Raw genomic sequence first — 24,502 nt, forward strand, 5'->3', positions numbered from 1 at the left:
CGCTTTCCCCTGTGGCAGGGCCGTGGCCGACTGCCGGGAAAGTCCCCGCGAAAAGCAGTTCGTCGAGTGCCGGCAGGGCGGCGGTGAACGAACCATGAGCGCAGCTTCGTCAAGCTAACTTGCTGAAATTCCAGGCATCTGATGAGCGCCTGGCAGGGAAGTGGACGTCTCCACCTTTTAAAAGGTTCCATAGTCGGCGGCGTTTGGCCACCCTTGTGGCCGCGACTTCGTGGCGCGAGGCGGTGATCGAGGCGGGGAATCCAACGGGTTCCAGGGCGATGTCCGGGTTGCGGATGCTGCGCGCCCGGTCGCAGCCGTCGCTGGCGCTCGACAGCGGCTACAGGGGGATGGCGGGGCCGGACGGTGGTCCGGGAAGGCAGCTTTGCGCTATACTCGCCGCCCTTTTTTGATCACCGCCAGGCGATTTCCCATGACCCAACAGGCCGCCGAAGTCGCGAAACGCCGCACCTTCGCCATCATTTCCCACCCGGATGCCGGTAAGACCACCATCACCGAGAAGCTGTTGCTGATGGGCAAGGCCATTGCGGTGGCGGGTACCGTCAAGTCGCGTAAGTCCGACCGCCATGCCACCTCCGACTGGATGGAGATGGAGAAGCAGCGCGGTATCTCCATCACCACCTCGGTGATGCAGTTCCCCTATCGCGAGCACATGATCAACCTGCTCGACACCCCCGGCCACGAAGACTTCTCGGAAGATACCTACCGCACCCTGACCGCGGTGGACTCGGCGCTGATGGTGCTCGACGGCGGTAAGGGCGTAGAGCCGCGGACCATCGCCCTGATGGACGTCTGCCGCCTGCGGGATACGCCGATCGTCAGCTTCATCAACAAGCTGGACCGCGACATCCGCGACCCGATCGAGCTGCTGGACGAAATCGAGGCGGTACTGAAGATCAAGGCCGCGCCGATCACCTGGCCGATCGGTTGCTACCGCGATTTCAAGGGCGTGTACCACCTGGCGGGTGACTACATCATCGTCTACACCCCGGGCCATGGCCACGAGCGTACCGAGACCAAGATCATCGAGAAGCTCGACTCCGCCGAAGCCCGTGCCCACCTGGGCGACGAGTACGAGCGTTTCCTCGAGCAGCTGGAGCTGGTGCAGGGCGCCTGCCATGAGTTCGACCAGCAGGAGTTCCTCGACGGCCACCTGACCCCGGTGTTCTTCGGCACCGCCCTGGGCAACTTCGGTGTCGACCACGTGCTCGACGCCGTGGTCGACTGGGCGCCGCTGCCGCTGCCACGGGCGGCCAACGAGCGCAGCGTGGCGCCCCAGGAAGAGAAGTTCTCGGGCTTCGTGTTCAAGATCCAGGCGAACATGGACCCCAAGCACCGCGACCGCATCGCCTTCATGCGCATCTGCTCGGGCAAGTACGAGAAGGGCATGAAGATGCGCCACGTGCGCACCGGCAAGGACGTGCGCATCGGCGACGCCCTGACCTTCTTCTCCTCTGAGCGTGAGCAACTGGAAGAAGCCTATGCCGGCGACATCATCGGCCTGCACAACCACGGCACCATCCAGATCGGCGACACCTTCACCGAAGGCGAGGCCCTGGGCTTCACCGGTATCCCGCACTTCGCCCCGGAACTGTTCCGTCGCGTGCGCCTCAAGGACCCGCTGAAGTCCAAGCAACTGCGCCAGGGCCTGCAACAGCTGGCCGAAGAGGGCGCGACCCAGGTGTTCTTCCCCGAGCGCAGCAACGACATCATCCTCGGCGCCGTCGGTGTGCTGCAGTTCGATGTGGTGGCCAGCCGCCTGAAGGAAGAATACAAGGTCGAATGCGCCTACGAGCCGATCACCGTGTGGTCCGCGCGCTGGATCAGCTGCGACGACAAGAAGAAGCTGGAGGAGTTTTCCAACAAGGCGGTGGAGAACCTGGCACTGGACGGCGGCGGTCACCTGACCTACCTGGCGCCGACCCGGGTCAACCTGGCGTTGATGGAAGAGCGCTGGCCGGACGTGAAATTCCGCGCGACCCGCGAACACCACTAAGTTCGCCGGCAACATCCCAAGCCCCGCGGTGCAGGCCGCGGGGCTTTTTTGTGCCTGCTGGCAAGCCCAGGGTGGCACGCACCGTTAGTCGGACGGGGGCTCCTGGCATGGGGATCGATAGCTGGCTATCTGGAAAGTCCCGGGTATCGCGACTAGGTTTCAGGTGGTGCTGTGGCCGCTGCACGTCAGGGTTTGCAGCCATCGATGATTCACCTATGAAGGGATGGAATCGGCTATGAGAATTTTTCAACGCGTGGTGCTGCTGATCAAGGTGCTGGTGCTGCTGAGCCTGGGAACCTCCGGGGCCTGGGCCCACAACCTGTTGCAGGTCAAGGAGCCGGGTTACTCGTCGGAGCAGAGCACGCCGGTGCAGATGCTGGCCAAGTCCGAGTCGGAGCCGGGGGATGAGGGGCAGGGCGGCAGTTCGGGGGATGACGACCAGACCACCGACGATGGCGGGGAGCCCGATCAGGGGTGAAAAAAACCCCTCGCGGCGGATCGATGCGCAATCCGTCGCAAGGGGCCGGTGCAACAAGGTCAAGGCGTCTGCGGTGGTCCCGCAGGCGCCTTTTTCATGCTCGTCTACAAGAACTGCTCGGCGTAGTGGCAAGCCACTTGGCGTGTGTCGAGCTGGCGCAGGGCCGGCTCTTCAGTGCTGCAACGCTCGGTGGCGTACGGGCAGCGCTTGTGGAAGGCGCAGCCGGGCGGCGGGTTCAGCGGGTTGGGCAGTTCGCCGGCGATCTTGATCTTCGGTTTGTCCGGGTCCGGGTGGATGGCCGGGGTCGCCGAGAGCAGGGCCTGGGTGTAAGGGTGCAGGGGACGGTTGTAGATGTCCTCCTTGGGGCCCATTTCCACCGGCCGGCCCAGGTACATCACCAGTACCTGGTCGGCGACGTGGCGCACCACCGCCAGGTTGTGCGAGATGAAGACGTAGGCGGTGTTGAATTCCTGCTGCAGGTCCATGAACAGGTTCAGCACCTGGGCCTGGATCGACACGTCCAGGGCCGAGGTCGGTTCGTCCGCCACCAGTACCTTGGGTTGCAGCATCATCGCCCGAGCCAGGGCAATGCGCTGGCGCTGGCCGCCGGAGAACATGTGTGGATAGCGCTGGTAATGCTCGGGGCGCAGGCCCACCTGCTTCATCATCGCCTGGACTTTCTCGCGGCGCTCGGTGGCCGACAGCTTGGTGTTGATCAGCAGCGGCTCGGCCAGCTGGTCACCGATCTTCTGCCGTGGGTTGAGCGAGGCATAGGGGCTCTGGAACACCATCTGCACGTCGCGGCGCAGTTGCTTGCGCTGCTCCTTGGTGGCGCCCTTGACCTCATGGCCGGCGATCTGCAGCGAGCCCGAGGATGGCTCTTCGATCAGGGTCAGGGCCCGGGCCAGGGTGGACTTGCCACACCCGGATTCGCCCACCACGGCCAGGGTCTTGCCGGCCTCCAGTTCGAAGGACACGCCATTGAGCGCGCGGACGGTGGCGTGGCCCTTGAACAGGCCCCGGGACACTTCGTAGTGACGGGTCAGGTCGCGGGCGGTTAGAACGACGGCCATCACGCCACCTCCTGGTTGAGCGGGTAGAAGCAGCGCACCAGGCTGGCGGCTTGCGGATCGAGGCCGGGGCGTTGCTGGCGGCAGTTTTCCTGGACGTAGGGGCAGCGTGGCGATAGCAGGCAGCCCTGGGGCCGGTCATAACGACCGGGAACGATGCCCGGCAGGGTGGAGAGCCGCGAGGCACCGAGGCTGTGCTCGGGAATCGCCGCCAGCAGGGCTTCGCTGTAGGGGTGTGCGGGGATGTCGAACAGCTCCGGCACCTTGCCTACTTCCACGGCCTGGCCGGCGTACATCACGCAGACGCGCTGGGCGGTCTCGGCCACCACGGCCAGGTCGTGGGTGATCAGCACCAGGCCCATGTTCTGCTCTTTCTGCAAGCTCAGCAGCAGGTCCATGATCTGTGCCTGGATGGTCACGTCCAGGGCGGTGGTCGGTTCGTCGGCGATCAGCAGCTTGGGTTCGCCGGCGATGGCCATGGCGATCGCCACGCGCTGGCTCATGCCACCGGACAGCTGGTGCGGGTAGGCGTCCATGCGGCTGGCGGCGCCCGGGATCTCGACCTTCTCCAGCAGTTCGATGGCGCGCTTGCGGGCGGCCTTGCCGGACATCTTCAGGTGCAGGCGCAGCACTTCCTCGATCTGGAAGCCCACGGTGTAGCTGGGGTTCAGCGCGGTCATCGGGTCCTGGAAGACCATGGCCAGGTCCTTGCCGACGATCTGCCGGCGCTGGCGGGCGCTGAGCTTGAGCATGTCCTTGCCGTCGAAGGTCAGGGCGTCGGCGGTGACGATGCCGGGATGCTCGATCAGGCCCATCAGGGCCATCATGGTCACCGATTTGCCGGAGCCGGACTCGCCGACGATGGCCAGTACTTCGCCCTTGTCGACCTTGAGGTCCAGGCCGTCCACCACGGGAACTGCCTTGGCGTCGCCGAAACGGACATTGAGATTCTTGATTTCTAACAGTGACATGGGAATCTCCTCAGGCGGCATTCTTGAGCTTCGGATCCAGCGCATCGCGCAGGCCGTCGCCCATCAGGTTGATTGCCAGCACGCTGAGCAAAATGGTCAGGCCAGGCAGGCTCACTACCCACCAGGCGCGTTCGATGTAGTCGCGGGCCGAGGCCAGCATGGTGCCCCACTCGGGGGTAGGCGGCTGGACGCCGAGGCCGAGGAAGCCCAGGGCGGCGGCGTCGAGGATCGCCGAGGAGAAGCTCAGGGTGGCCTGGACGATCAGCGGCGCCATGCAGTTGGGCAGCACGGTGATGAACATCAGGCGCGGCAGGCCGGCACCGGCCAGGCGTGCGGCGGTCACGTAGTCGCGGTTGAGCTCGCCCATGACGGCGGCTCGGGTCAGGCGCACGTAGGACGGCAGCGAGACCACGGCGATGGCGATCACGGTGTTGATCAGGCCTGGGCCGAGGATGGCGACGATGGCCACGGCCAGCAGCAGCGAAGGCAGGGCCAGCATGATGTCCATCAGGCGCATGATGCTCGGGCCCAGCAGGCGCGGGAAGAAGCCGGCGAACAGGCCCAGCAGGATCCCCGGGATCAGCGACATCACCACCGACGACAGGCCGATCAGCAGCGACAGGCGCGAACCCTGGATCAGCCGCGAGAGCAGGTCGCGGCCCAGTTCGTCGGTACCCAGCAGGAACTGCATCTGCCCGCCTTCGAGCCAGGCGGGTGGGGTCAGCAGGAAGTCGCGGTACTGCTCGCTGGGGTTATGCGGGGCTACCCAGGGGGCGAACAGTGCGCAGAACACCACCAGCAGCATGAACAGCAAACCGGCCACGGCGCCCTTGTTGCGGGAGAAGTGCTGCCAGAATTCTTTGTAGACGGACGGGTAAAGCAGGCTTTGATCGACTGCTACCGAGGAAGTTGGAGTGCTCATGAGTCTTGGCCTCAGCGCTGATGACGGATGCGTGGGTTGGCAAAGCCGTAGAGGATGTCCACCACGAAGTTGACCATGATCACCAGGCAGGCGATCAACAGGATGCCGTTCTGCACCACGGGATAGTCCCGGGCGCCGATGGCTTCGATCAGCCATTTACCGATGCCGGGCCAGGAAAAGATGGTTTCGGTCAGGACCGCGCCGGCCAGCAGGGTGCCGACTTGCAGGCCGACCACGGTCAGTACCGGGATCAGCGCGTTGCGCAGGCCGTGGACGAAGACCACCCGGTTGGGCGACAGGCCCTTGGCCTTGGCGGTACGGATGTAGTCCTCACGCAGCACTTCGAGCATCGAGGAGCGGGTCATCCGCGCGATCACCGCCAAGGGAATGGTGCCCAGCACGATGGCGGGCAGGATCAGGTGTTCCAGGGCATCGACGAAGGCGCCGGTGTCGCCGGCCAGCAAGGTATCGATCAGCATGAAGCCGGTCTTGGGCTCGATGTCGTAGAGCAGGTCGATACGTCCGGAAACCGGGGTCCAGCCCAGGCTCACCGAGAAGAACATGATCAGGATCAGGCCCCACCAGAAGATCGGCATCGAGTAGCCGGCGAGGGAAATCCCCATCACCCCGTGGTCGAACAGCGAGCCGCGCCTGAGGGCGGCGATCACCCCGGCCAGCAGGCCGATGACGCCGGCGAAGAGCAGGGCGGCCATGGCCAGTTCCAGGGTCGCGGGGAACAGCGAGGAAAACTCGCTCCAAACGCTGGTGCGGGTGCGCAGGGACTCGCCCAGATCGCCATGGGCAAGCTTGCCGATGTAGTCCAGGTACTGGGCATACAGCGGTTTGTTCAATCCAAGGCGTTCCATTGCCTGGGCATGCATCTCGGGGTCGACCCGGCGCTCGCCCATCATGACTTCCACGGGATCGCCGGGAATCATGCGGATCAAGGCGAAGGTCAACAAGGTGATGCCGAAGAATGTGGGAATCAACAACCCCACACGGCGGGCAATAAAACTAAACATCTTCTGAAGTACCTCAATCAGCCGGTTAGGCGTGTCCGCCGCTCCCGGGTCGGGAGCAGCGGGCGTTTCTTATTACTTCACCTGGGTGGTAGCGAAGTTGTTGGTGGTCAGGGGGCTCTGGTGATACCCCTCGACGTTCTTGCGCATGGCGGTGAACATTTTCGGATAGGCCATGGGAATCCAGGGTTGATCCTGCTCAAAGATCAGCTGGGCCTTTTCATAGAGTTCGGCACGCTTGGCAGGTTCAGCCTCGGCGCGGGCCTGGTCGATCAGGTCCTGGAAGGTCTTGTTGCACCAGCGGGCGTAGTTTTCGCCGTTTTTCGCTGCGTCACAACTCAGGTTCGGGGTCAGGAAGTTGTCCGGGTCACCGTTATCCCCGGCCCAGCCAGCGGACACCATGTCGTGCTCGCCGTTCTTCGCGCGCTTGAGCATTTCGCCCCATTCCATCACGCGGATATCCAGCTTGAGGCCGATCTTGGCCAGGTCGGCCTGCATCATCTGTGCGCCCAGCAGCGGGTTGGGGTTGGTCGGGCCGCCGCCGTTGCGGGTGAACAGGGTGATCGAGGTGCCTTCGGGCACGCCGGCTTCCTTGAGCAGGGCGCGGGCCTTGTCCAGGTCCCGGGGCGGGTTCTTCAGGCTGGTGTTGAAGCCCAGCAGGGTCGGTGGGTACGGGCCGGTGCCGACCAGGGCATTGCCCGGGCCATACAGGCTGTTGACGTAGGCTTCCTTGTCGAAGGCGATGTCGATCGCCTTGCGGACCCGCACGTCGCTCATGTACTTGCGGGTGGTGTTCATGGCGATATAGCCGGTGGTCATGGCCGCCAGTTCATGTACCTGCAGGTTCGGGTCGGCCTTGATGCTGGGAATGTCATCGGGCTTGGGATACAGGGCGACCTGGCACTCGTTGGCCTTGAGCTTCTGTAGCCGTACGTTGTTGTCGGTGGTGATCGCCAGGATCAGTGCTTCGGCCGGTGGCTTGCCACGGAAATAGTCCGGGTTGGCCTTGAATCGCACCTGGGCGTCCTTGGCATAGCGGATGAAGATGAACGGTCCGGTGCCGATCGGCTTGCTATTGAGCTCGGCGGTCTTGCCTTCCTTGAGCAGCTTGTCGGCGTATTCGGCCGGGAAGATCGAGGAGAAGGCCATGGCCACGTCGGCCAGGAACGGAGCTTCGCGGCGGGTCAGTGTGAAGACCACGGTGTGGTCGTCGACTTTCTCTACGCTCTTGAGCAGTTCCTTGAAGCCCATGCTTTCGAAATAGGGGAAACCCACGCTGGACTTGTCATGCCAGGGGTGTTTCGGGTCCAACTGGCGCTGGAAGCTCCAGAGCACGTCGTCGGCGTTCATGTCGCGGGTCGGGGTGAAGTAGTCGGTGCTGTGGAACTTGACGCCCTTGCGCAGGTGGAAGGTGTATTGCAGGCCGTCAGGGCTGATCTCCCAGGACTCGGCCAGGGCCGGCTCGATGTCCGTGGTGCCCGGCTTGAAGTCCACCAGCCGGTTGAAAATGGTTTCCGCCACTGCGTCGGCAGTCACCGCGGTCGTGTACTGGACCATATCGAAGCCTTCCGGGCTGGCTTCGGTACAGACCACCAAGGGTTTGGCCGCGGCGCCCAGGGCGACGCTCAGCAATGCGGCGCTCAAGGCCGCTTTCATGGGTAGCATTTTCATCGAGAACCCCTTTCGAACGATGGAACCAGCGTAGCTTGAAGGGCGGACTCGTCATGAGTCCGCCGTTCAACTGGTGGGTTATAGGATATTGAATGGAACCGTGGTGACCAGGCGGAACTCGTTGATGTTGCCGTCGGCCTGGTACTTGCTGGCGCGGTGGGTGGTGTAGGTCGCGCGGATCGCGGTGGCCTTGAGCGGGCCGCTCTGCACCGCGTAGCTGGCGCCGATGCCGTATTCGTAGTGGGTTTCGCCGTCCATCTTCTTCACATCGTAGGCGGTACCGGTGTAGTGGGTACCGTCGATGCCCCAGCCGCGGGCCTGGTAGAGGTTGAACTTGAGGCCGGGCACGCCGTACTCGGCCATGTTCAGGCCGTAGGCGATCTGGAACGACTTCTCGTTCGGGCCGTTGAAGTCCGAGAGCAGGGAGTTGGCCAGGTAGATGCCGTTGGTTTCGTGCAGGTAGTCGAAGTACTCGTTACCGTTCACCGCCTGGTAGGAGAAGGTCAGGCTGTGGGCCTGGTGGGCCAGGCCCAGGGACAGCGAGTAGGTATCGTTGTCGATCTCGCCCATCTCTTTCTTGCCGGCATCGACGGTCTTGTAGTAGTTCAGGCCGGTGGTCAGGCCCAGCACCGAGCTGTCACCCAGTTCGTGGGTGAAGCCGAAGTAGTACTGGTTCCAGAAGTCTTCCACCTTGGAGGCGTAGAGGCTGGTCTTCAGGCTCTTGAGCGGCTGGTAGTTGGCGCCGATCACGCTGACGCGGTCGGTCTCGGCGCTGTTGTTGGTGTATTCGGAGCGGAATTTCGACAGGCTCTGTTCGGTCCGTGGCGATACCCGGTCATAGCTACCGGCGTCGAACGACAGGTTGTTGAATTCTTCGCTGTGGATACTGGCCCCTTCGAAGCTCGAAGGCAGCGGACGGTTGCCGATGACATCGACGATCGGCGTGCTGACGTTCTGCCGGCCGACGGTCAGGGTGGTGTTGGATACGCGGAACTTGACGTTGGCCAGGCCCAGCTTGCTCCACTGGCCCACGGCGTCGCCGTCGGAGTGGGTCAGGGTACGGTTGTTCTTGCCGGCGATGTCCTTGCGGTCACGATCCAGGGCAATGGCGTTGTAGGCGGCGACTTCGGTGCTGACCCCAACGGTGCCTTCGGTGAAGCCGGAGGTGTAGTTGAGGATGGTGCCCTGCACCCAGTTGATACGGCGCGGGGTGGAGGTAGGCTGGCCGTTGTGGTTGTAGGAGAAGCGGTCGTTACGACGCTTCAACTCGTTGGCGTACCAGTTACGGGTGCTCCCGGACAGGCTCTGGCCTTCGATGAACCCCTTGGACTCGGCCTGGGCATTCTTGCTGTTCAGTTCAGTCGGGACGAAGTCCTGGCTGACGCTCTCTGCATAGGCCGTAGCAGTGATGCTACTGATGGCCAGGGCTAACAATGCGCTGCTGCTCAGTTTCATGGGTGATGCTCCTTTGTTTTGTTTTTTTACTTGCCGGTTTTTTTCGGCCGGCTGGCTTTTTGGAACTCATTCAAGGCATCGCAAACGTTTGCAGAGGGCTCATTCTCTGAATCCAGGCAATACGCCTGCATGAGGGCGAGCAACGCCCTCAGGGTTCTAGGCTCATCGGTTATGGGGTCAGGCCGACCCCGGAAAAGGAGTTGCGGCCAAAGGGGCTGACCTTGAAGCCCTCGACTTTCGCGCTCAACGGCTGGTTGATCGTCGAATGGGCGATAGGGGTGATCGGCACCTGTTGCTTGAGCAGTTGCTGGGCCTGCTTGTACAACAAGGTGCGCTGGTCGCGGTCGGTGACGATCTTGGCCTGCTTGATCAGCTTGTCGTACTGCGGGTCGCACCACATCGAATAGTTGTTGCCGCCAATGGCATCGCAGCTGTACAGGGTGCCCAGCCAGTTGTCCGGGTCACCGTTGTCGCCGGTCCAGCCGATCAGGCTGACGTCGTGCTCGCCGTTCTTGGTGCGCTTGATGTACTCGCCCCATTCGTAGCTGACGATCTTCACCTTGAGGCCGATCTTCGCCCAGTCCGCTTGCAGCATCTCGGCCATCAGCTTGGCGTTGGGGTTGTAAGGGCGCTGCACGGGCATGGCCCACAGGTTGATCTCCGTGCCTTCCTTGACTCCGGCGGCCTTGAGCAGCTCGCGGGCCTTGTCCGGGTTGTAGGCGGCATCCTTGATGCTGTCGTCGTAGGACCACTGGGTCGGCGGCATGGCGTTGACCGCCAGCTGGCCGGCACCCTGGTACACGGCATTGAGGATGGCCGGCTTGTTCACCGCCATGTCCAGCGCCTGGCGCACTTCCAGGCGGTCGAACGGCTTGTGCTGCACGTTGTAGGCGATGTAGCCGAGGTTGAATCCGGGCTTCTCGATCACTTGCAGTTTCGGATCGCTCTTCAGGGCGTCGACATCCGCCGGGCGCGGGTGCAGGGTGACCTGGCATTCGCCGGCGCGCAGCTTCTGCACCCGCACCGAGGCATCGGTGTTGATGGCAAAGATCAGGCGGTCGAGCTTGACCCGGCTCGGGTCCCAGTAGTGCGGGTTGGCGGTGTAGCGGATCTGCGAATCCTTCTGGTAGCGCTGGAAGACGAAGGGACCGGTGCCGATGGGTTTCTGGTTGATCTGGCTCGGGGTGCCGGCCTTGAGCAGGTGCTCGGCGTATTCGGCGGAAAGGATCGAGGCGAAGCTCATGGCCAGGTTCTGGATGAACGCCGCATCCACGGTATTCAGGGTGATGACCACGGTCAGCGGGTCGGTTTTCTCGACCTTGGCGATGTTCTTGTTCAGGCTCATGCCGTTGAAGTAGGGGAACTCCGTCGGGTAGGCACGGCGGAACGGATGGTCGGCGTCGAGCATGCGGTTGAAGGTGAACAGCACGTCGTCGGCATTGAAGTCACGGGTCGGCTTGAAGTACGAGGTGCTGTGGAACTTCACGCCCTCGCGCAGGTGGAAGCTGTACTTCAGGCCATCCTCGGAGATGTCCCAGCGGGTGGCCAGGGCGGGCAAGACGTTGGTCGCGCCTCTCTCGAACTCCACCAGGCGGTTGTACAACGGCTCGGCGGCATCGTTGTCGGTGGCGGTGGTGTATTGCGCGGTGTCGAAGCCGGCCGGGCTGCCTTCGGAGCAGAACACCAGGCTGCGATCGGCAGCCTGGCCCAACGAACTGGCGACCAACAAGCTGCTGCCCAGCAATGCCGGGATGATCAAGGAGTGACGCATGACGATCCATCTCCATTTTTTGTTGTGATGATCAAGGGACCATGGCTCCTTCCTGGAGCCTGTACAGGCCATTGATGCCAAACCATGGTTGCAAAAATGCCCACCGTCGCCCTTGCAAGTTGAAGGCCAGGGCCGTATCCGGCGCGGGCTCTGCAAGTCTTTTCGGGTACGGCTCCGGGATCGCGCGGCTGCGAGATAGCGCAGTTGCGTCGATGCCGGGGCGGACTCTTTCGGGGGGGCAAGGCGACGGTGGCGTCAGGACGCCACCGTCGTCGCAAGTTACTTGCTGATGCTCACGCCGTAGAAGGAGTTCAAGCCGAACGGGCTGATCTTGAAGTCCTGCACGTTGGCGCGCATGGGTTGGAACACCGTCGAGTGTGCGATAGGTGTCATCGGGACTGCGTCTTTGAGGATGTGCTGCGCCTGCTTGTACAGCTCGGTGCGTTTAGCGACATCCGATGTGGCCTTGGCTTGCTTGATCAAAGCGTCGTAAGGCTTGTCACACCATTTCGAGAAGTTGTTGCCGTTCATGGAGTCGCAGCCGAACAGGGTGCCCAGCCAGTTGTCGGGGTCACCGTTGTCACCGCTCCAGCCGATGATCATCGCCTGGTTCTCGCCGCCCTTGGAACGCTTGATGTACTCGCCCCACTCATAGCTGACGATGTTCACCTTCAGGCCGATCTTCGCCCAGTCGGACTGCAGCATTTCTGCCATCAGCTTGGCGTTGGGGTTGTAGGGACGCTGTACCGGCATGGCCCACAGGGTGATCTGGGTGCCTTCCTTGACGCCGGCTTCCTTGAGCAGTTGGCGGGCTTTCTCGGGATCGTACTTGGCGTCCTTGATGGTGGTGTCGTAGGACCACTCGGTCGGCGGCATGGCGTTGACCGCCAGTTGGCCGGCGCCCTGGTACACCGAATCGATGATCTGCGGCTTGTTCACCGCCATGTCCAGGGCCTGGCGTACCTTGAGGTCGGCCAGTGGGTTGGCGTCGGTGCGGCCCTTGAGGACCGGCATCACGTTGTAGGCGACATAACCCAGGTTGAAGCCGGCCTGTTCAGGCATCTTCAGGTCCTTGTCTTCCTTGAGGGCCTTGAGGTCGGCCGGGCGTGGGAAGAGGGTGACCTGGCATTCGTTCTTCTTCAGCTTCTGGATACGCACCGATGGGTCGGTGGTGATGGCGAAGATCAGGTTGTCGATCTTCACGTCTTCAGGTTTCCAGTAGTCCTTGTTGCCGGTGTAGCGGATGTTCGAGTCCTTCTGGTAGCTCTTGAACACGAACGGGCCGGTACCGATCGGCTTCTGGTTGATGTCGCTGGTCTTGCCTTCCTTGAGCAGCTTGTCGGCGTATTCGGCGGACTGGATGGAGGCGAAGCTCATGGCCAGGTTCTGGATGAACGCGGCGTCGACGCTCTTCAGCGAGAAACGCACGGTCTTGTCGTCGAGTTTCTCGATCTTGGTGATGTTGGTGTCCATCCCCATGTCGGTGAAGTACGGGAATTCGGTCGGGTATGCCTTACGGAACGGCATGTCCTTGTCGATCATCCGGGTGAAGGTGAACACCACGTCGTCGGCATTGAAGTTGCGGGTCGGGGTGAAGTACGGCGTGGTATGGAACTTGACGCCTTCACGCAGGTGGAAGGTGTAGGTCAGGCCGTCTTCGGAGATGTCCCAGCTGGTGGCCAGGCCCGGGATGACCGCGGTGCCGCCACGTTCGAACTGGCTGAGACGGTTGAACAGGGTCTCGGCCGAGGCGTCGAAGTCGGTTCCGGTGGTGTACTGGCCCGGGTCGAAACCGGCAGGGCTGCCCTCGGAGCAGAACACCAGATTAGTCGCCGCCTGGGCGATGGGGGCGCTGGCCAGCAGACCGGCGCTGACTAAAAACGGAATGACTGCTTGTTTGAACATGGTGGCCTCATGATTTGTTGTCATTGTTTGTGTTGAGGGCGACCTTGTGAGTCGACCCGCCGATACTTATGCAGGCCCCATACCCAATGCAAGATGTGGGGCCGGCGCAGGTATCAAAGAGTGGAACGAACGTACAGGAATGACGCATTTGTATAAAACTTGACGCATTTGATCGTTTGCGTCGGTTCTTTATGGTGCATCTGCCGCCTTTTTTGTGGGCATGCATGGGCGATTGCGCCCCGTAATGGTGCATGCTCTGGGCGGGCGGCGAGCGATTTGCGCAGCGGATTTCCCGGCGCACGGGCGGTCCTGCAGGAGAACTGCAACGCCATGGCGGCCGGAAGGGAAGACGCGGGGTAATGGTTGCCAACGGCGTGGGGCAGCGGGGAGCCGAGGCTCAGACCGGCGGCTTGCCAAACCTGGAATGGGTGGAACTTACACATGCAAACCTCATTTTTTCTTTTTCTAGGGCTTACCTGAGGGTGGCCTTGTGGGCCGTGGCAACTCGCCTTGCCATGGGAAATGGATGAACCCATGGAGCCTTTGCGGCGATGGCGAGTGCCTGTCATGTGTTTGCGTGGTCACTCGCCGATGCCGAAATTAAGTCATGCTGAAATTGCGGTCAACGAAAATTAAGCATGACTAACTTTTCTCCTGCGCAAAGCCTCGTCCTTGAGGCTCGGCAGGCATGGCGGGAATGGGTTTCAGGAGGCGGGGAGGTCGTCGAACAGGCCCATGGTGGTGACGGTCAGGACTTCCGCCGGACCGTCGCCGACATTGGCCAGGAAGTGGGCCTTGGTAGCGTCGAAGTGCACCGAGTCGCCGGGGCCCAGGGGGTATTGCCGGCCTTCGATGGTGTACACGATCTGTCCAGAGAGAACGTAGGAAAACTCCGAGCCATCATGGGAGATGAGTTCCGATTGATATCCCACGGAGATGTTCATCTTCACCGCGTTGATCATGTTTCCGGGAAATGAACTGGACAGGCGTTCATAGGCCAGCGGCTGGCCCTCGATGGTATAGCGCACCCGTTCACCGTCGTGGGAGTCGGGCTGGGCCTGGATTGGCTGGTCGAACAGGGCGTTCAGTGGAACATTCAGGGACTTGGCGATGTTGACCAGGGATGAAATGGACACGCCGGTGAGATTGCGTTCTGCCTGGGAGAGGAAGCTGGCAGTCAGACCGGACTCGCTGGCAATCTGACGCAGGGTTTTCTTGGCGGCGCGGCGATAGCGGCGCAGGCGTTCGCCGATGCGATCTGCGGTCATTGAAGAGACTCTTATTGGAAAGCTGCAGTAAAAATACCCGGCGTGTATCTGACGGACGTCAGCAACGTATGACAGATACATGACGGGGCCGTCACTGTAACATCACCTTGCTGGTTGGATTCATACACAACGACGCGAGTTTTCCTAATTCGCCAGACGACAGGTAGAAACGCAAAACGGCGACCACGTTTGCACGGGGCCGCCGTTTTGCGTGGTTGATGCGTGGCTTATTGCATCAGCACTTCGATGGCGCCGTCGGCGGTCATGTTGACCTTGCTGGTTCCGGCTTCGACTTCCGGGGTGACGGAAGAGGAAGCGAAGTCCGCACCGGCGGCCTTCATCATCGGTGCGCGCAGGTAGGGCTGTGGATAGCCGTTGCTGTTGAGGTTCAGGTTGACGATCTTGTAGCCCTTGCCACCCAGGGCCTCGGTCGCCAGCTGGGCCCGGGCCTTGAATGCCTGGACCGCGTCCTTGAGCAGGGCATCCTCGCTGGCTTTGCGGGTCGCAGGGGCGATGGCGAAGTCCATGCCGTCCATCTTCAGGTCGGTCAAGAGTTCGCCGGTCAGCTTGGACAGGGCGGCGAAGTTGGAGCTTTCCAGGCGCAGTTCCGCGCGCTCGCGCCAGCCGGTGATCTTCTGGCCCTTGCTGTCGTAGATCGGGTAGCTGTTGCGGCTACCCTGGCTCAGGGTCACTTCCTTGACCTGGCGCGCCTGTTCCAGGGCCTTGTTCATGGTGGTGCTGATTTCTGCCGCCAGCTTGGCTGGATCGGAGTTCTGCGACTCGCTATAGAGGGTCACGATCATCAGGTCCCGGGCCACTTCCTGGCTGGCTTCGGCGCGCAGGGAAACCTGGTTGTAATGCAATTCATCGGCGGCCAGGGCAGGCAGGCTGGTGAGGGTGCCGGCGCCAAGGGCCAGAAGGGCGACGCTGCGAGTGAAAGGCTGCATGGGATCTCCTTGAGTGCAGTCCGCAAGCCGAAAGTTCGCGCCTGCGTGAGCGATATGACTCTAGCTTTTATTCCCAGTTGCACCCATTACAACTTTGATACACCTTGGCCTCCCTTATTCCGGGACTTGTGCTTGTAGCTCAAAGCTTGCCGCTTGCCGCTGCTTTTCCTGTGGCGCTTTGCCGCAGTTTGCCTGCGTTGGGGGCTGCTTGGTTATACTCCCGCCGATTGCCCTGGAGCGCTCATCAGGAGAGCTCATGCTCGCCCCCGTAAAATTGCTGTCTGCAACTCGCCAGAACCTCTGGCGCCTGACCTTCATCCGCACCCTGGTTCTGGCCGCTCAGGCCGGTTCGGTGGGGCTTGCCTACTGGCTCGACCTGCTGCCGCTGCCCTGGTTGCAACTGGGCATCACCCTGGTGTTCTCCATGGTGCTGTGTGCCTTCACCGCCATCCGTTTGCGCACCTCATGGCCGGTGACGGAGCTGGAATATGCCCTGCAACTGGCTTGCGATCTATTTATCCACAGCGTGCTGCTGTATTTCTCCGGCGGCTCCACCAATCCTTTCGTCTCCTATTACCTGGTGCCCCTGACCATCGCCGCGGTGACCCTGCCCTGGCGCTATTCGGTGGCACTCTCCGGGATTGCCCTGGCCCTCTATACCCTGTTGCTAGCGTGGTTCTATCCCTTGCAGACCCTGCCCATCGCCCGCGAGAACCTGCAGGTCTACGGCATGTGGCTGAGCTTTGCCCTGGCCGCGGCGGTGATCACCTTCTTTGCCGCACGGATGGCCGAGGAGCTGCGGCGCCAGGAAGAACTGCGGGCGATCCGCCGCGAGGAAGGGCTGCGCGACCAGCAGTTGCTGGCCGTGGCCACCCAGGCCGCCGGCGCCGCCCATGAGTTGGGTACGCCGCTGGCGACCATGAGCGTGTTGCTCAAGGAAATGCGCCAGGACCATCCCGATCCGTTGTTGCAGGATGACCTCAGCGTGCTCCAGGACCAGGTCAAGCTGTGCAAGGAAACCTTGCAGCAACTGGTACGTGCCGCCGAAGCCAATCGGCGGATGGCGGTAGAGATGCAGGATGTGACCCAGTGGCTCGACGAAGCCCTGAACCGTTGGCACCTGATGCGTCCTGAGGCCAGCTATCGTTTCCACCTGCTGGGCCAGGGCCCGATGCCACGCCTGGCACCGCCGCCGGACCTGACCCAGGCGCTGCTGAACTTGCTCAACAATGCCGCCGATGCCTGCCCCGAAGGCCTGGAGGTACGCCTGGACTGGAATGCGGAAGACCTGACCATCAGTATCCGCGACCACGGCGCCGGAGTACCCTTGGCCATCGCCGAGCAGATTGGCAAACCGTTTTTTACCACCAAGGGCAAAGGTTTCGGCCTGGGCCTGTTCTTGAGCAAGGCCAGCGTGACCCGCGCTGGTGGCTCAGTAAAACTCTACAGTCATGAGGAAGGCGGTACGCTCACCGAGCTGCGCCTGCCCCGTGCCGCCCGAGGAGACGACCATGAGTGAAGAGAACCAAGTCGAAGGCGAGGAACTGCCGCACCTGTTGCTGGTGGATGATGACGCTACCTTTACCCGCGTGATGGCGCGAGCCATGAGCCGTCGAGGCTTTCGCGTCAGCACCGCGGGTTCCGCCGAAGAGGGCCTGGCGCTGGCCCAGCAGGACCTGCCGGACTATGCCGCGCTGGACCTGAAGATGGACGGCGATTCCGGCCTGGTGCTGCTGCCCAAGCTGCTGGAACTGGACCCGGAGATGCGAGTGCTGATCCTCACCGGCTACTCGAGCATCGCCACCGCGGTGGAGGCGATCAAGCGCGGCGCCTGCAATTACCTGTGCAAGCCGGCGGACGCCGACGATGTACTGGCGGCGCTGCTGTCCGAGCATGCCGACCTCGACACCCTGGTGCCGGAAAACCCGATGTCGGTGGACCGCCTGCAGTGGGAGCACATCCAGCGGGTGCTGACCGAGCACGAAGGCAACATCTCCGCCACTGCCCGGGCCCTGGGCATGCACCGCCGTACCTTGCAGCGCAAGCTGCAGAAGCGCCCCGTCCGCCGCTGATCCGCGCCGGGCGCCGTGTCCTCCAGGACAGGTGAAAAAGCGAGCCGATCGACTATGATCGGCTCGATGCTTTCCCCCCTCTCAATCGAGCTCCAATGATGAATCAGAACGCTGAATACTCTGCGGTCAACGATGCCGTGCGCGGGCAATTCTTCCGTCGGGTGTGGGCCATGACCGTGCCCTACTGGCGCAGCGAGGAAAAGGGCAAGGCCTGGCTGCTGCTGATCGCGGTGATCGGCTTGTCGCTGTTCAGCGTAGCCATCTCGGTGTGGATCAACAGCTGGTACAAGGATTTCTACAACGCCTTGCAGAAGAAGGACGAAGCGGCATTCTGGCACCTGATCCTGTATTTCTGCGGCATTGCCGCGGTGGCGATCCTGGGCGCGGTGTACCGCCTGTACCTGACCCAGATGCTGACCATCCGCTGGCGGGCCTGGCTCACCGAGAAGCACTTCGCCCGTTGGCTGGACAACAAGAACTACTACCAGCTGGAGCAGGGCGGTTATACCGACAACCCCGACCAGCGGATTTCCGAGGACCTCAACAGCTTCACCACCAACACCCTGGCGCTGGGCCTGGGGCTGATCCGCAACCTGGTCAGCCTGGTGTCCTTTTCCATCATCCTCTGGGGCGTGTCCGGCAGCATCGAGGTGCTGGGCTATACCATTCCCGGCTACATGTTCTGGTGCGCCCTGGTGTACGCCCTGGTCGGCAGCTGGCTGACCCACCTGATCGGGCGCCGGTTGATCGGCCTGAACAACCAGCAGCAACGTTTCGAGGCCGACCTGCGTTTCTCCATGGTGCGGGTCCGGGAAAACGCCGAGAGCATTGCCCTGTATGACGGCGAGAAGAATGAGAACCAGCGCCTGAGCAGTCGTTTCGGCAAGGTCTGGCACAACTTCTGGGACATCATGAAGGTATCCAAGCGCCTGACCTTCTTCACGGCCGGTTATGGCCAGATCGCGATCATCTTCCCGTTCATCGTCGCGGCCCCACGTTACTTCGCCGGCAAGATCGAGCTGGGCGAGCTGATGCAGATCAACTCGGCCTTCGGCAACGTCCAGGAGAACTTCAGCTGGTTCATCACGGCCTATTCCGACCTCGCAGCCTGGCGCGCCACCTGCGACCGTCTGCTGAGTTTCCGCCAGGCCATGAGCGACAACGAGGAACGCCCCCCGGCCATCGACGTGCAAACCGAGGGCAAGCAGCTGCAAGTGCATGACCTGGGCCTGGACCTGGCCGATGGCCGGCACCTGCTGGCCGGTGCGCAGATGACCGTGAGCCCGGGCGAGCGGCTGATGCTCAGCGGTCGCTCCGGCAGTGGCAAGAGCACCCTGCTGCGGGCCATGGGACGCCTGTGGCCGGCGGGCCACGGCAATATCCGCTTGCCGGACCAGCGTGCGCTGTTCCTGCCGCAAAAACCCTACCTGCCCATTGGCAGCCTGCGTGAGGCCCTGAGTTATCCACAAGCGGGCGACAGCTATGCCCAGGAGCGCTACGAGCAAGTGCTGGATACTTGCCGTTTGGCGCATCTGGTACCGCGCCTGGATGAGCCCAATCACTGGCAGCGCATGCTTTCTCCGGGCGAACAGCAGCGCCTGGCCTTTGCCCGGGCGCTGTTGTATGCACCGCAGTGGCTGTACATGGACGAGGCCACCTCGGCCATGGATGAAGAAGACGAAGCAGCGTTGTACCAGGCGTTGATCGACCAGCTGCCGGGGTTGAGCATCGTCAGTGTCGGCCACCGCAGCAGCCTCAAGCGTTTCCATCCGCGGCATGTTCGCATCGACCAGGGCCAGCTGGTGGAGCAGCCCCTGAGCGCCTGATCACCGTCCGGATGTAAGAAGGCCCGCCCGGCAGTAGCTGCCGGGCGGGCCTTTTTTTCGCGGGTGTCAGCCGTTCTTGAGGATAGTGCGGTCGACTCGCACCGCCAGCTGGCCGCTGCCCGGCTTGGCGTTGAAGGCCACGTTGCCGCGTTCGTCGACGCTGGCCCGGGCGATGGGCGCGCCGTTGAGCAGCAGCTCCAGCGGAGCGCCCTTGAGGGATTGGCCGGAGGCCAGTTGCAGGTTCAGATTGATAGCCATGGTGATGTCCTTGTCAGGCGTTGCGGTCGATGAAGCGGGTGGCGTTCTTGTCGATGGAGCCGATCAGCTCCGGTGAGCCGCCACGGAACTGGCGGAACACATTGCGCCCGCTGGCGCCGCTGTTGCTGGTGCCGGCCGGGATCGCCAGGGTCGGCTGGAAGCTGTCGCCGAGCTCGACATAGGCCGACCAGGGGCCGATGTACGACTCGTTCAAGCCATTGGTTTCGCTGACGGCGTAGCGCACCGCGTGGCCTGGCAGCCAGTTCGGTTCGCTGGGGGTGTGGCTCTGCCAGCCATCGGCGACGATCGAAGGCATCGCACCGGGGGTTTCCAGGTAGCCCGCCGGCTTGTTGGGGCTGTAGTTCTTGAGCAGCAGGTAGGTGCTCCAGCCCCACCAGTTGTCGATGGTCTTGCTGTCGTTGAGGTTGTTGACGTCGCTGCGACGCAGCACCTGGTCGCCCTTGGTGACGAACAGTGGCGAGAAGTTGCCGCTCTTGGCGGCGTTCAGGTCCGGCGCCACTTTCAGCGCCGCATAGCTGGCCGGGGCCGGCAGGCTGCCGCTGAGGTAGCTGGCGAAGATCTCGTCGGCCGAGCGTTGGACCGCCAGTTTCACCAGCTGGCGATTGCGGTGGTCGACGCTGTCGAAATAGCGCTTGTCGCCGTAGGAGTGCCAGCGATCGCCCTGGGCGTTGCTGACATTGAGGCCGAACTTGCTGTCCTCGTCATGCATGAAACGGGTGATCAACGAACCCAGGTCGCTGGGAGTGACCACAGCCGCTACTTGCTTGCGCGGCACTCGTACATGGCCGGCGGAGAACAGGTCGGTGAGGAAGTGGTCGGCGAAGGCGCTCATCGCATAGGCCAGTTCCAGTTGCTTGTCATCCGCGGTCTTGCCTGCCTGCACCGCTTGTTGCAGGGCGGCGGTATGGCCGGCGGTGTAGGCCGCCAGGGCCCATTCGCCGAAATGGTCGGCGTTGTTGGCGGCCAGCTTCAGGTAGCGGCCCAGGGGGAACAGCGCGGATACCGCGCTGCCACCGCCGGTGATCTTGTTCCATTCCTCGGACAGGCTGTCGCCGAGGGCGTCATAGGCCTCGTGGGGTTGCTTGCCGTCACGGATGGCCTGGTTGGCGGCGGCGATTTCCTTCTGCATCACGGCCAGGATCTGCCGGGCCTCGTCCTTGGAAGCGGGGAGCACAGCCAGGGAGTTGAACGCGGCGATGAAGCGTTGCACCCGTTCGGCCGGGGTCGCGCCATCGCAGATCGGCTGGTCGGGAATACCGTAGAAGTCACCGCCCAGGGCGACGACCTGGCCGTAGGTCAGGGCCAGGCCGTTGGGCAGGTGCAGTTCGACTTGCCAGGCAGGAATGGCGGGGGCGTCCTTGGCGAAACGCAGCAGGGTGCTGTCGCCGATGGCGGTGTGTTCGCCGCCTTCGAAACGCAGCGATGGCTTGCCCGGCGCTACGGGCTTTGGCTCACGGGGCAGGTGTTCCGGGCGGTGGTACTTGATGGTGTGGTGGCCGTCGGCGACCAGTACCAGGTTGTCGCCATCGCCGTTGATGGCGATGCCTTGTTCGGTGAACAGGCGGTCCAGGTCGGCGATGATCTTGCCGGCATGTTGCGGTTGCTGCTTCTGTGCAGAGATTCCTGACATTTCTAGCTCCTTGATATGTCATGGGTTATTTGAATTTAACTGTATGTATATACAGTTGAAATCGAGAATAAACGAAAACCATTTCCCGTCAAGATGGCAAGCATTCGAAGCAGGATGTTTTTTCGCGTCGGCCGGAGTGATGGTTTGGCGAGGCCTCTGGCCCAAGGGTTGGCGGCTCGCTCCTCGAGCGGCCGCGGAATGATTGGATTACCATTGGCCGCCTTACGACAGGCTCAAGGTCCACCCGCCCATGCTGGCCATCTTTTTCGAAACGCTGACGATCACCGCGCCCGTCTTCGCCATGCTGTTGCTGGGTCTGTTGCTCAAGCGGGTGGGCTGGATCAACGACAACTTCATCCATACCGCCTCGGCCCTGGTGTTCAACGTCACCATGCCGGCGTTGCTGTTCCTGGGTATCGTCCACGCCGACCTGCGTTCGTCGCTCAAGCCCGGGGTGCTGGTGTATTTTTCCCTGGCCACCCTGGCGTGCTTCGCCCTGGCCTGGCTCTGGGCGATCTGGCGTTGTCCGCGGGAGGATCGCGGCATCTATACCCAGGGCGCGTTTCGCGGCAACAACGCGATCATCGGCCTGGCCCTGGCGGCCAGCATGTATGGCAGCTACGGCATTTCCCTGGGGGCGGTGCTGGCGGCGCTGGTGATCCTTTTCTACAACACCCTGTCGACCATCGTCCTGGCGGTCTACAGCCCGGTGATCAAGTCCGACCCCTGGAGCATCTTCAAGAACGTGATCAGCAATCCGCTGATCGTCAGCGTGCTGGTGGCCGGGTCATTCGCCTACTGGCAGATCGGCCTGCCTGGCTGGTTGCAGACCTCGGGCCAGTACCTGGCGCAGATGACCCTGCCGCTGGCGCTGATCTGCATCGGCGGCACCCTGTCCATGGCGGCCTTGCGCAACAGCGGGCGGATGGCTATCAGTTCCAGCTTGATGAAGATGATCAGCCTGCCGGCGCTGGCGACTTTCGGCGCCTGGCTTTGCGGCTTTCGCGGGGCCGAACTGGGAATCCTGTTCCTGTACTTCGGCAGCCCCACCGCGGCGGCAAGCTTCGTCATGGCCCGGGCGGCCAACGGCAATCATGAACTGGCAGCGGCAATCATCGTCATCACCACGGTGATGGCGGCAGTGACCACCAATATCGGGATCTTCCTGCTGCAGTGGGGAGGCTGGATCTAGGGGGGGGCACGCCGGCGCGCAGGGGCGACCGGCGACGAGATATCACTGGTCTTGCTGGTAGGCGTCTATCACTTCCTGGGCGGCGCGAAAGGCATCGACGGCCGCCGGCACCCCGGCATACACCGCGCAGTGCAGCAGCGCTTCGCGAATCTCTTCGACAGTGCAGCCGTTGTTCAGCGCGCCGCGTACGTGGCCCTTGAGTTCCTGCGGGCACTTGAGGGCGGTCAGGGCCGCCAGGGTGATCAGGCTGCGGGTCTTGAGCGGCAGGCCTTCGCGGTTCCACACGCCTCCCCAGGCATGTTCGTTGACGAAGTCCTGCAAGGGTTGGCTGAACTCGGTGGCGTTGCCCAGGGCTCGGTCGACGAAGGCATCGCCCATCACCTGGCGACGCATCTGCAGACCGCTTTTATTGTTCTCGCTCATGGCGTTTCCCTCTTGTGTTGGCGGCGCCAGGCCCGTAGCGAACTGAACAGCAGGAACGCCACCAGCGCCGGCAGGATGAAAAACAGCATCAGGCGCTCCAGCTTGCCCGCCAGGGGCATGCCGGTCGTGAAGGACATCACGTGCAGCCCGTAGGCCAGGTACAGGCCGAGCAGCAGCAGGCCCTCGGCCCGAGTCACACGGTAGCCGGAATAGAACACCGGCAGGCACAGGGTCGCGACACCGAGCAGCACCGGCAGGTCGAAGTCCAGGGCATTGGGCGAGACCGACAGCGGCGTGGGCGCCACCAGGGCGGTGAACCCCAGGACCCCCAGCAGGTTGAACAGATTGCCGCCGATCACGTTGCCCACGGCGATATCGCGCTGGCCGCGCAGGGCGGCCAGCAGCGAGGTGGCCAGCTGGGGCAGCGAGGCGCTGACGGCGATCACCGTCAGGCCCATGACCCGCTCCGACAGGCCCAGGTCGTCGGCCACGGTGATCGCGGCGCCCAGCAACAAGTGCCCGGCGAATACCAGCAGGCCCAGGCCAAGGAGGATCAGCAGCAGGCTACTGAGCCAGGGCGCCGGGTGCTTGCGCGCGGGTGGCGCGGGGGAGTGCAGGCGCGTGGCGTGGCGTGACTGGCGCGACAGCAGGGCCAGGTACAGCACCAGCGCCGCCAGCAGGATCGCGCCGTCGAGCGGGCCCAGGTGCTCGTTGTAGGCCAGGGCGAATACCAGCAGGCTGGCGCCGATCATCAACGGGATGTCCAGGCGCACCAGTTGCCGGGAAACCCGTAGCGGAATGATCAGCGCCGAGAGGCCCAGGGTCACCAGGATGTTGAAGATGCTGCTGCCGATCACGCTACCCACGGCGATATCGGTGCTGCCGCCCAGCGTCGCTTGCAGGCTGATGGCCAGCTGCGGGGCACTGCTGCCGAAGGCGACGATGGTCAGGCCGATGATCAGCGGCCGCACATGCAGGCGGACCACCAGGCGCACGGCCGCGCGGACCAGCAGCTCGGCACCGGCGACCAGCATCAGCAGGCCGCTGATGAGCTGGATCAGGCTGAGCAGGGGCAGTTCGGCGAAGGCGGTAATGATGAACTCCGGGAATCAGTCGCTGAGGGCTTGGACACGTACTTTCGCGGTTCCGCTGCGCAGCATGTCCAACTGCTGGGCGGCACCGCGGGATAGGTCGATCAGGCGGCCACGGGTGTGCGGGCCTCGATCGGTGATACGGACCACGACGCGCTTGTCGTTGGCCAGGTTGGTGACTTGCACCCGGGTGCCGAAGGGCAGTTGGCGATGGGCGGCGGTAAGGCCGTTCTGGTCGAAGGCTTCGCCGCTGGCAGTGCGCTTGCCGTGATGCCGGGCACCATAGTAGGAGGCGGTTCCGGTCTCGTCATAACCCCGGGGGTCGACCAGTTGGCTACTGGCGCAGCCGCTGAGCAGTGCCAGCAGGGCGCAGGCGCCGAGCCAGGATTGCAGGGGCGAACGCATGGGGAAAAGGGGAGCGGGCATCGATGGGGAAGGAGGGCTTGCCAGCGAGAACGGCGGTACGCGGACCACGTTTCGACTGGCAAGCCACGGCTT

General features: G+C 63.0%; 21 protein-coding genes. 6 read left to right on the top strand and 15 right to left on the bottom strand.

The features are described from left to right. Positions 1–430 precede the first annotated feature (430 nt). On the top strand, positions 431–2,014 hold the full coding sequence (locus GDH07_RS27495; protein WP_022642288.1) for a peptide chain release factor 3: 1,584 nt from the start codon (positions 431–433) through the stop codon (positions 2,012–2,014). A 235-nt stretch (positions 2,015–2,249) separates the two neighbouring features. Further along, positions 2,250–2,492 carry a hypothetical protein gene (locus tag GDH07_RS27500; RefSeq protein WP_022642289.1) on the top strand — a complete coding sequence of 81 codons (243 nt, stop codon included), beginning with the start codon at positions 2,250–2,252 and terminating at the stop codon, positions 2,490–2,492. Positions 2,493–2,596: 104 nt separating this feature from the next. Here GDH07_RS27500 and GDH07_RS27505 read toward each other — a convergent pair whose 3' ends face one another. The 10 genes from GDH07_RS27505 to GDH07_RS27555 all read right to left on the bottom strand — a co-directional run bounded on the left by GDH07_RS27505 (position 2,597) and on the right by GDH07_RS27555 (position 15,491). Further along, a complete protein-coding gene (locus tag GDH07_RS27505; RefSeq protein ID WP_022642290.1) occupies positions 2,597–3,565 on the bottom strand; it encodes a peptide ABC transporter ATP-binding protein in 969 nt (322 codons plus the stop codon). Beyond that, positions 3,565–4,533, bottom strand: a complete 969-nt coding sequence (locus GDH07_RS27510; RefSeq protein WP_085596336.1) for an ABC transporter ATP-binding protein — start codon at positions 4,531–4,533, stop codon at positions 3,565–3,567. The genes GDH07_RS27505 and GDH07_RS27510 overlap by 1 nt, the downstream gene beginning before the upstream one ends. Before the next feature lie 10 nt (positions 4,534–4,543). Further along, the gene (locus GDH07_RS27515; RefSeq protein ID WP_022642292.1) at positions 4,544–5,455 is read right to left on the bottom strand and encodes an ABC transporter permease subunit; all 912 of its coding nucleotides are present in this window, start codon (positions 5,453–5,455) and stop codon (positions 4,544–4,546) included. Positions 5,456–5,466: 11 nt separating this feature from the next. Continuing rightward, positions 5,467–6,477: an ABC transporter permease subunit gene (locus tag GDH07_RS27520; protein ID WP_053138564.1), complete on the bottom strand. Its 1,011-nt coding sequence runs from the start codon at positions 6,475–6,477 to the stop codon at positions 5,467–5,469. A gap of 72 nt (positions 6,478–6,549) precedes the next feature. After that, a complete protein-coding gene (locus GDH07_RS27525; protein ID WP_152896632.1) occupies positions 6,550–8,145 on the bottom strand; it encodes an ABC transporter substrate-binding protein in 1,596 nt (531 codons plus the stop codon). Positions 8,146–8,223: 78 nt separating this feature from the next. After that, on the bottom strand, positions 8,224–9,600 hold the full coding sequence (locus GDH07_RS27530; protein ID WP_152896633.1) for an OprD family porin: 1,377 nt from the start codon (positions 9,598–9,600) through the stop codon (positions 8,224–8,226). Between the two features lie 169 nt (positions 9,601–9,769). After that, the gene (locus GDH07_RS27535; RefSeq protein ID WP_022642295.1) at positions 9,770–11,371 is read right to left on the bottom strand and encodes an ABC transporter substrate-binding protein; all 1,602 of its coding nucleotides are present in this window, start codon (positions 11,369–11,371) and stop codon (positions 9,770–9,772) included. 279 nt (positions 11,372–11,650) lie between these two features. Continuing rightward, positions 11,651–13,276, bottom strand: coding sequence for an ABC transporter substrate-binding protein (locus GDH07_RS27540; protein ID WP_053138570.1), 1,626 nt, complete (start codon positions 13,274–13,276; stop codon positions 11,651–11,653). Positions 13,277–13,980: 704 nt separating this feature from the next. Next, on the bottom strand, positions 13,981–14,544 hold the full coding sequence (locus tag GDH07_RS27550) for a helix-turn-helix domain-containing protein (protein ID WP_022642296.1): 564 nt from the start codon (positions 14,542–14,544) through the stop codon (positions 13,981–13,983). A gap of 227 nt (positions 14,545–14,771) precedes the next feature. Further along, on the bottom strand, positions 14,772–15,491 hold the full coding sequence (locus GDH07_RS27555) for an SIMPL domain-containing protein (RefSeq protein WP_022642297.1): 720 nt from the start codon (positions 15,489–15,491) through the stop codon (positions 14,772–14,774). Positions 15,492–15,747: 256 nt separating this feature from the next. Here GDH07_RS27555 and GDH07_RS27560 point away from each other — a divergent pair, with 256 nt between their 5' ends. From GDH07_RS27560 to GDH07_RS27570, 3 genes are all read left to right on the top strand, one after another. Then, positions 15,748–17,010, top strand: coding sequence for an ATP-binding protein (locus GDH07_RS27560; protein WP_022642298.1), 1,263 nt, complete (start codon positions 15,748–15,750; stop codon positions 17,008–17,010). Beyond that, complete coding sequence (locus GDH07_RS27565) at positions 17,003–17,563, top strand: response regulator transcription factor (protein WP_053138573.1); 561 nt, start codon at positions 17,003–17,005, stop codon at positions 17,561–17,563. The genes GDH07_RS27560 and GDH07_RS27565 overlap by 8 nt, the downstream gene beginning before the upstream one ends. Before the next feature lie 98 nt (positions 17,564–17,661). Beyond that, entirely contained in the window at positions 17,662–19,389 is a 1,728-nt protein-coding gene (locus GDH07_RS27570) for an ABC transporter ATP-binding protein/permease (protein WP_152896635.1), read from the top strand. Positions 19,390–19,455: 66 nt separating this feature from the next. On the opposite strand, the gene GDH07_RS27575 is transcribed toward GDH07_RS27570, so the two are convergent. Then, positions 19,456–19,647 (bottom strand): hypothetical protein, encoded by a 192-nt coding sequence (locus tag GDH07_RS27575; RefSeq protein WP_022642299.1) that lies wholly within the window; start codon positions 19,645–19,647, stop codon positions 19,456–19,458. 13 nt (positions 19,648–19,660) lie between these two features. Beyond that, a complete protein-coding gene (locus GDH07_RS27580; protein WP_152896636.1) occupies positions 19,661–21,298 on the bottom strand; it encodes a phospholipase in 1,638 nt (545 codons plus the stop codon). 250 nt (positions 21,299–21,548) lie between these two features. On the opposite strand from GDH07_RS27580, the gene GDH07_RS27585 reads away from it, so the two are divergent. Beyond that, the gene (locus GDH07_RS27585; RefSeq protein WP_152896637.1) at positions 21,549–22,490 is read left to right on the top strand and encodes an AEC family transporter; all 942 of its coding nucleotides are present in this window, start codon (positions 21,549–21,551) and stop codon (positions 22,488–22,490) included. A 42-nt stretch (positions 22,491–22,532) separates the two neighbouring features. On the opposite strand, the gene GDH07_RS27590 is transcribed toward GDH07_RS27585, so the two are convergent. From GDH07_RS27590 to GDH07_RS27600, 3 genes are read right to left on the bottom strand one after another with little or no spacing between them, the layout of a single operon-like run. Further along, on the bottom strand, positions 22,533–22,913 hold the full coding sequence (locus tag GDH07_RS27590; RefSeq protein WP_022642302.1) for a carboxymuconolactone decarboxylase family protein: 381 nt from the start codon (positions 22,911–22,913) through the stop codon (positions 22,533–22,535). Then, positions 22,910–23,974 (bottom strand): calcium/sodium antiporter, encoded by a 1,065-nt coding sequence (locus GDH07_RS27595; protein ID WP_152896638.1) that lies wholly within the window; start codon positions 23,972–23,974, stop codon positions 22,910–22,912. Before GDH07_RS27595 ends, GDH07_RS27590 begins: the two co-directional genes overlap by 4 nt. Positions 23,975–24,022: 48 nt before the next feature. Continuing rightward, positions 24,023–24,397, bottom strand: coding sequence for a septal ring lytic transglycosylase RlpA family protein (locus tag GDH07_RS27600; RefSeq protein WP_031320891.1), 375 nt, complete (start codon positions 24,395–24,397; stop codon positions 24,023–24,025). Positions 24,398–24,502 lie beyond the last annotated feature (105 nt).

It is taken from the genome of Pseudomonas piscis (assembly GCF_009380155.1).
GTDB lineage: Bacteria > Pseudomonadota > Gammaproteobacteria > Pseudomonadales > Pseudomonadaceae > Aquipseudomonas > Aquipseudomonas piscis.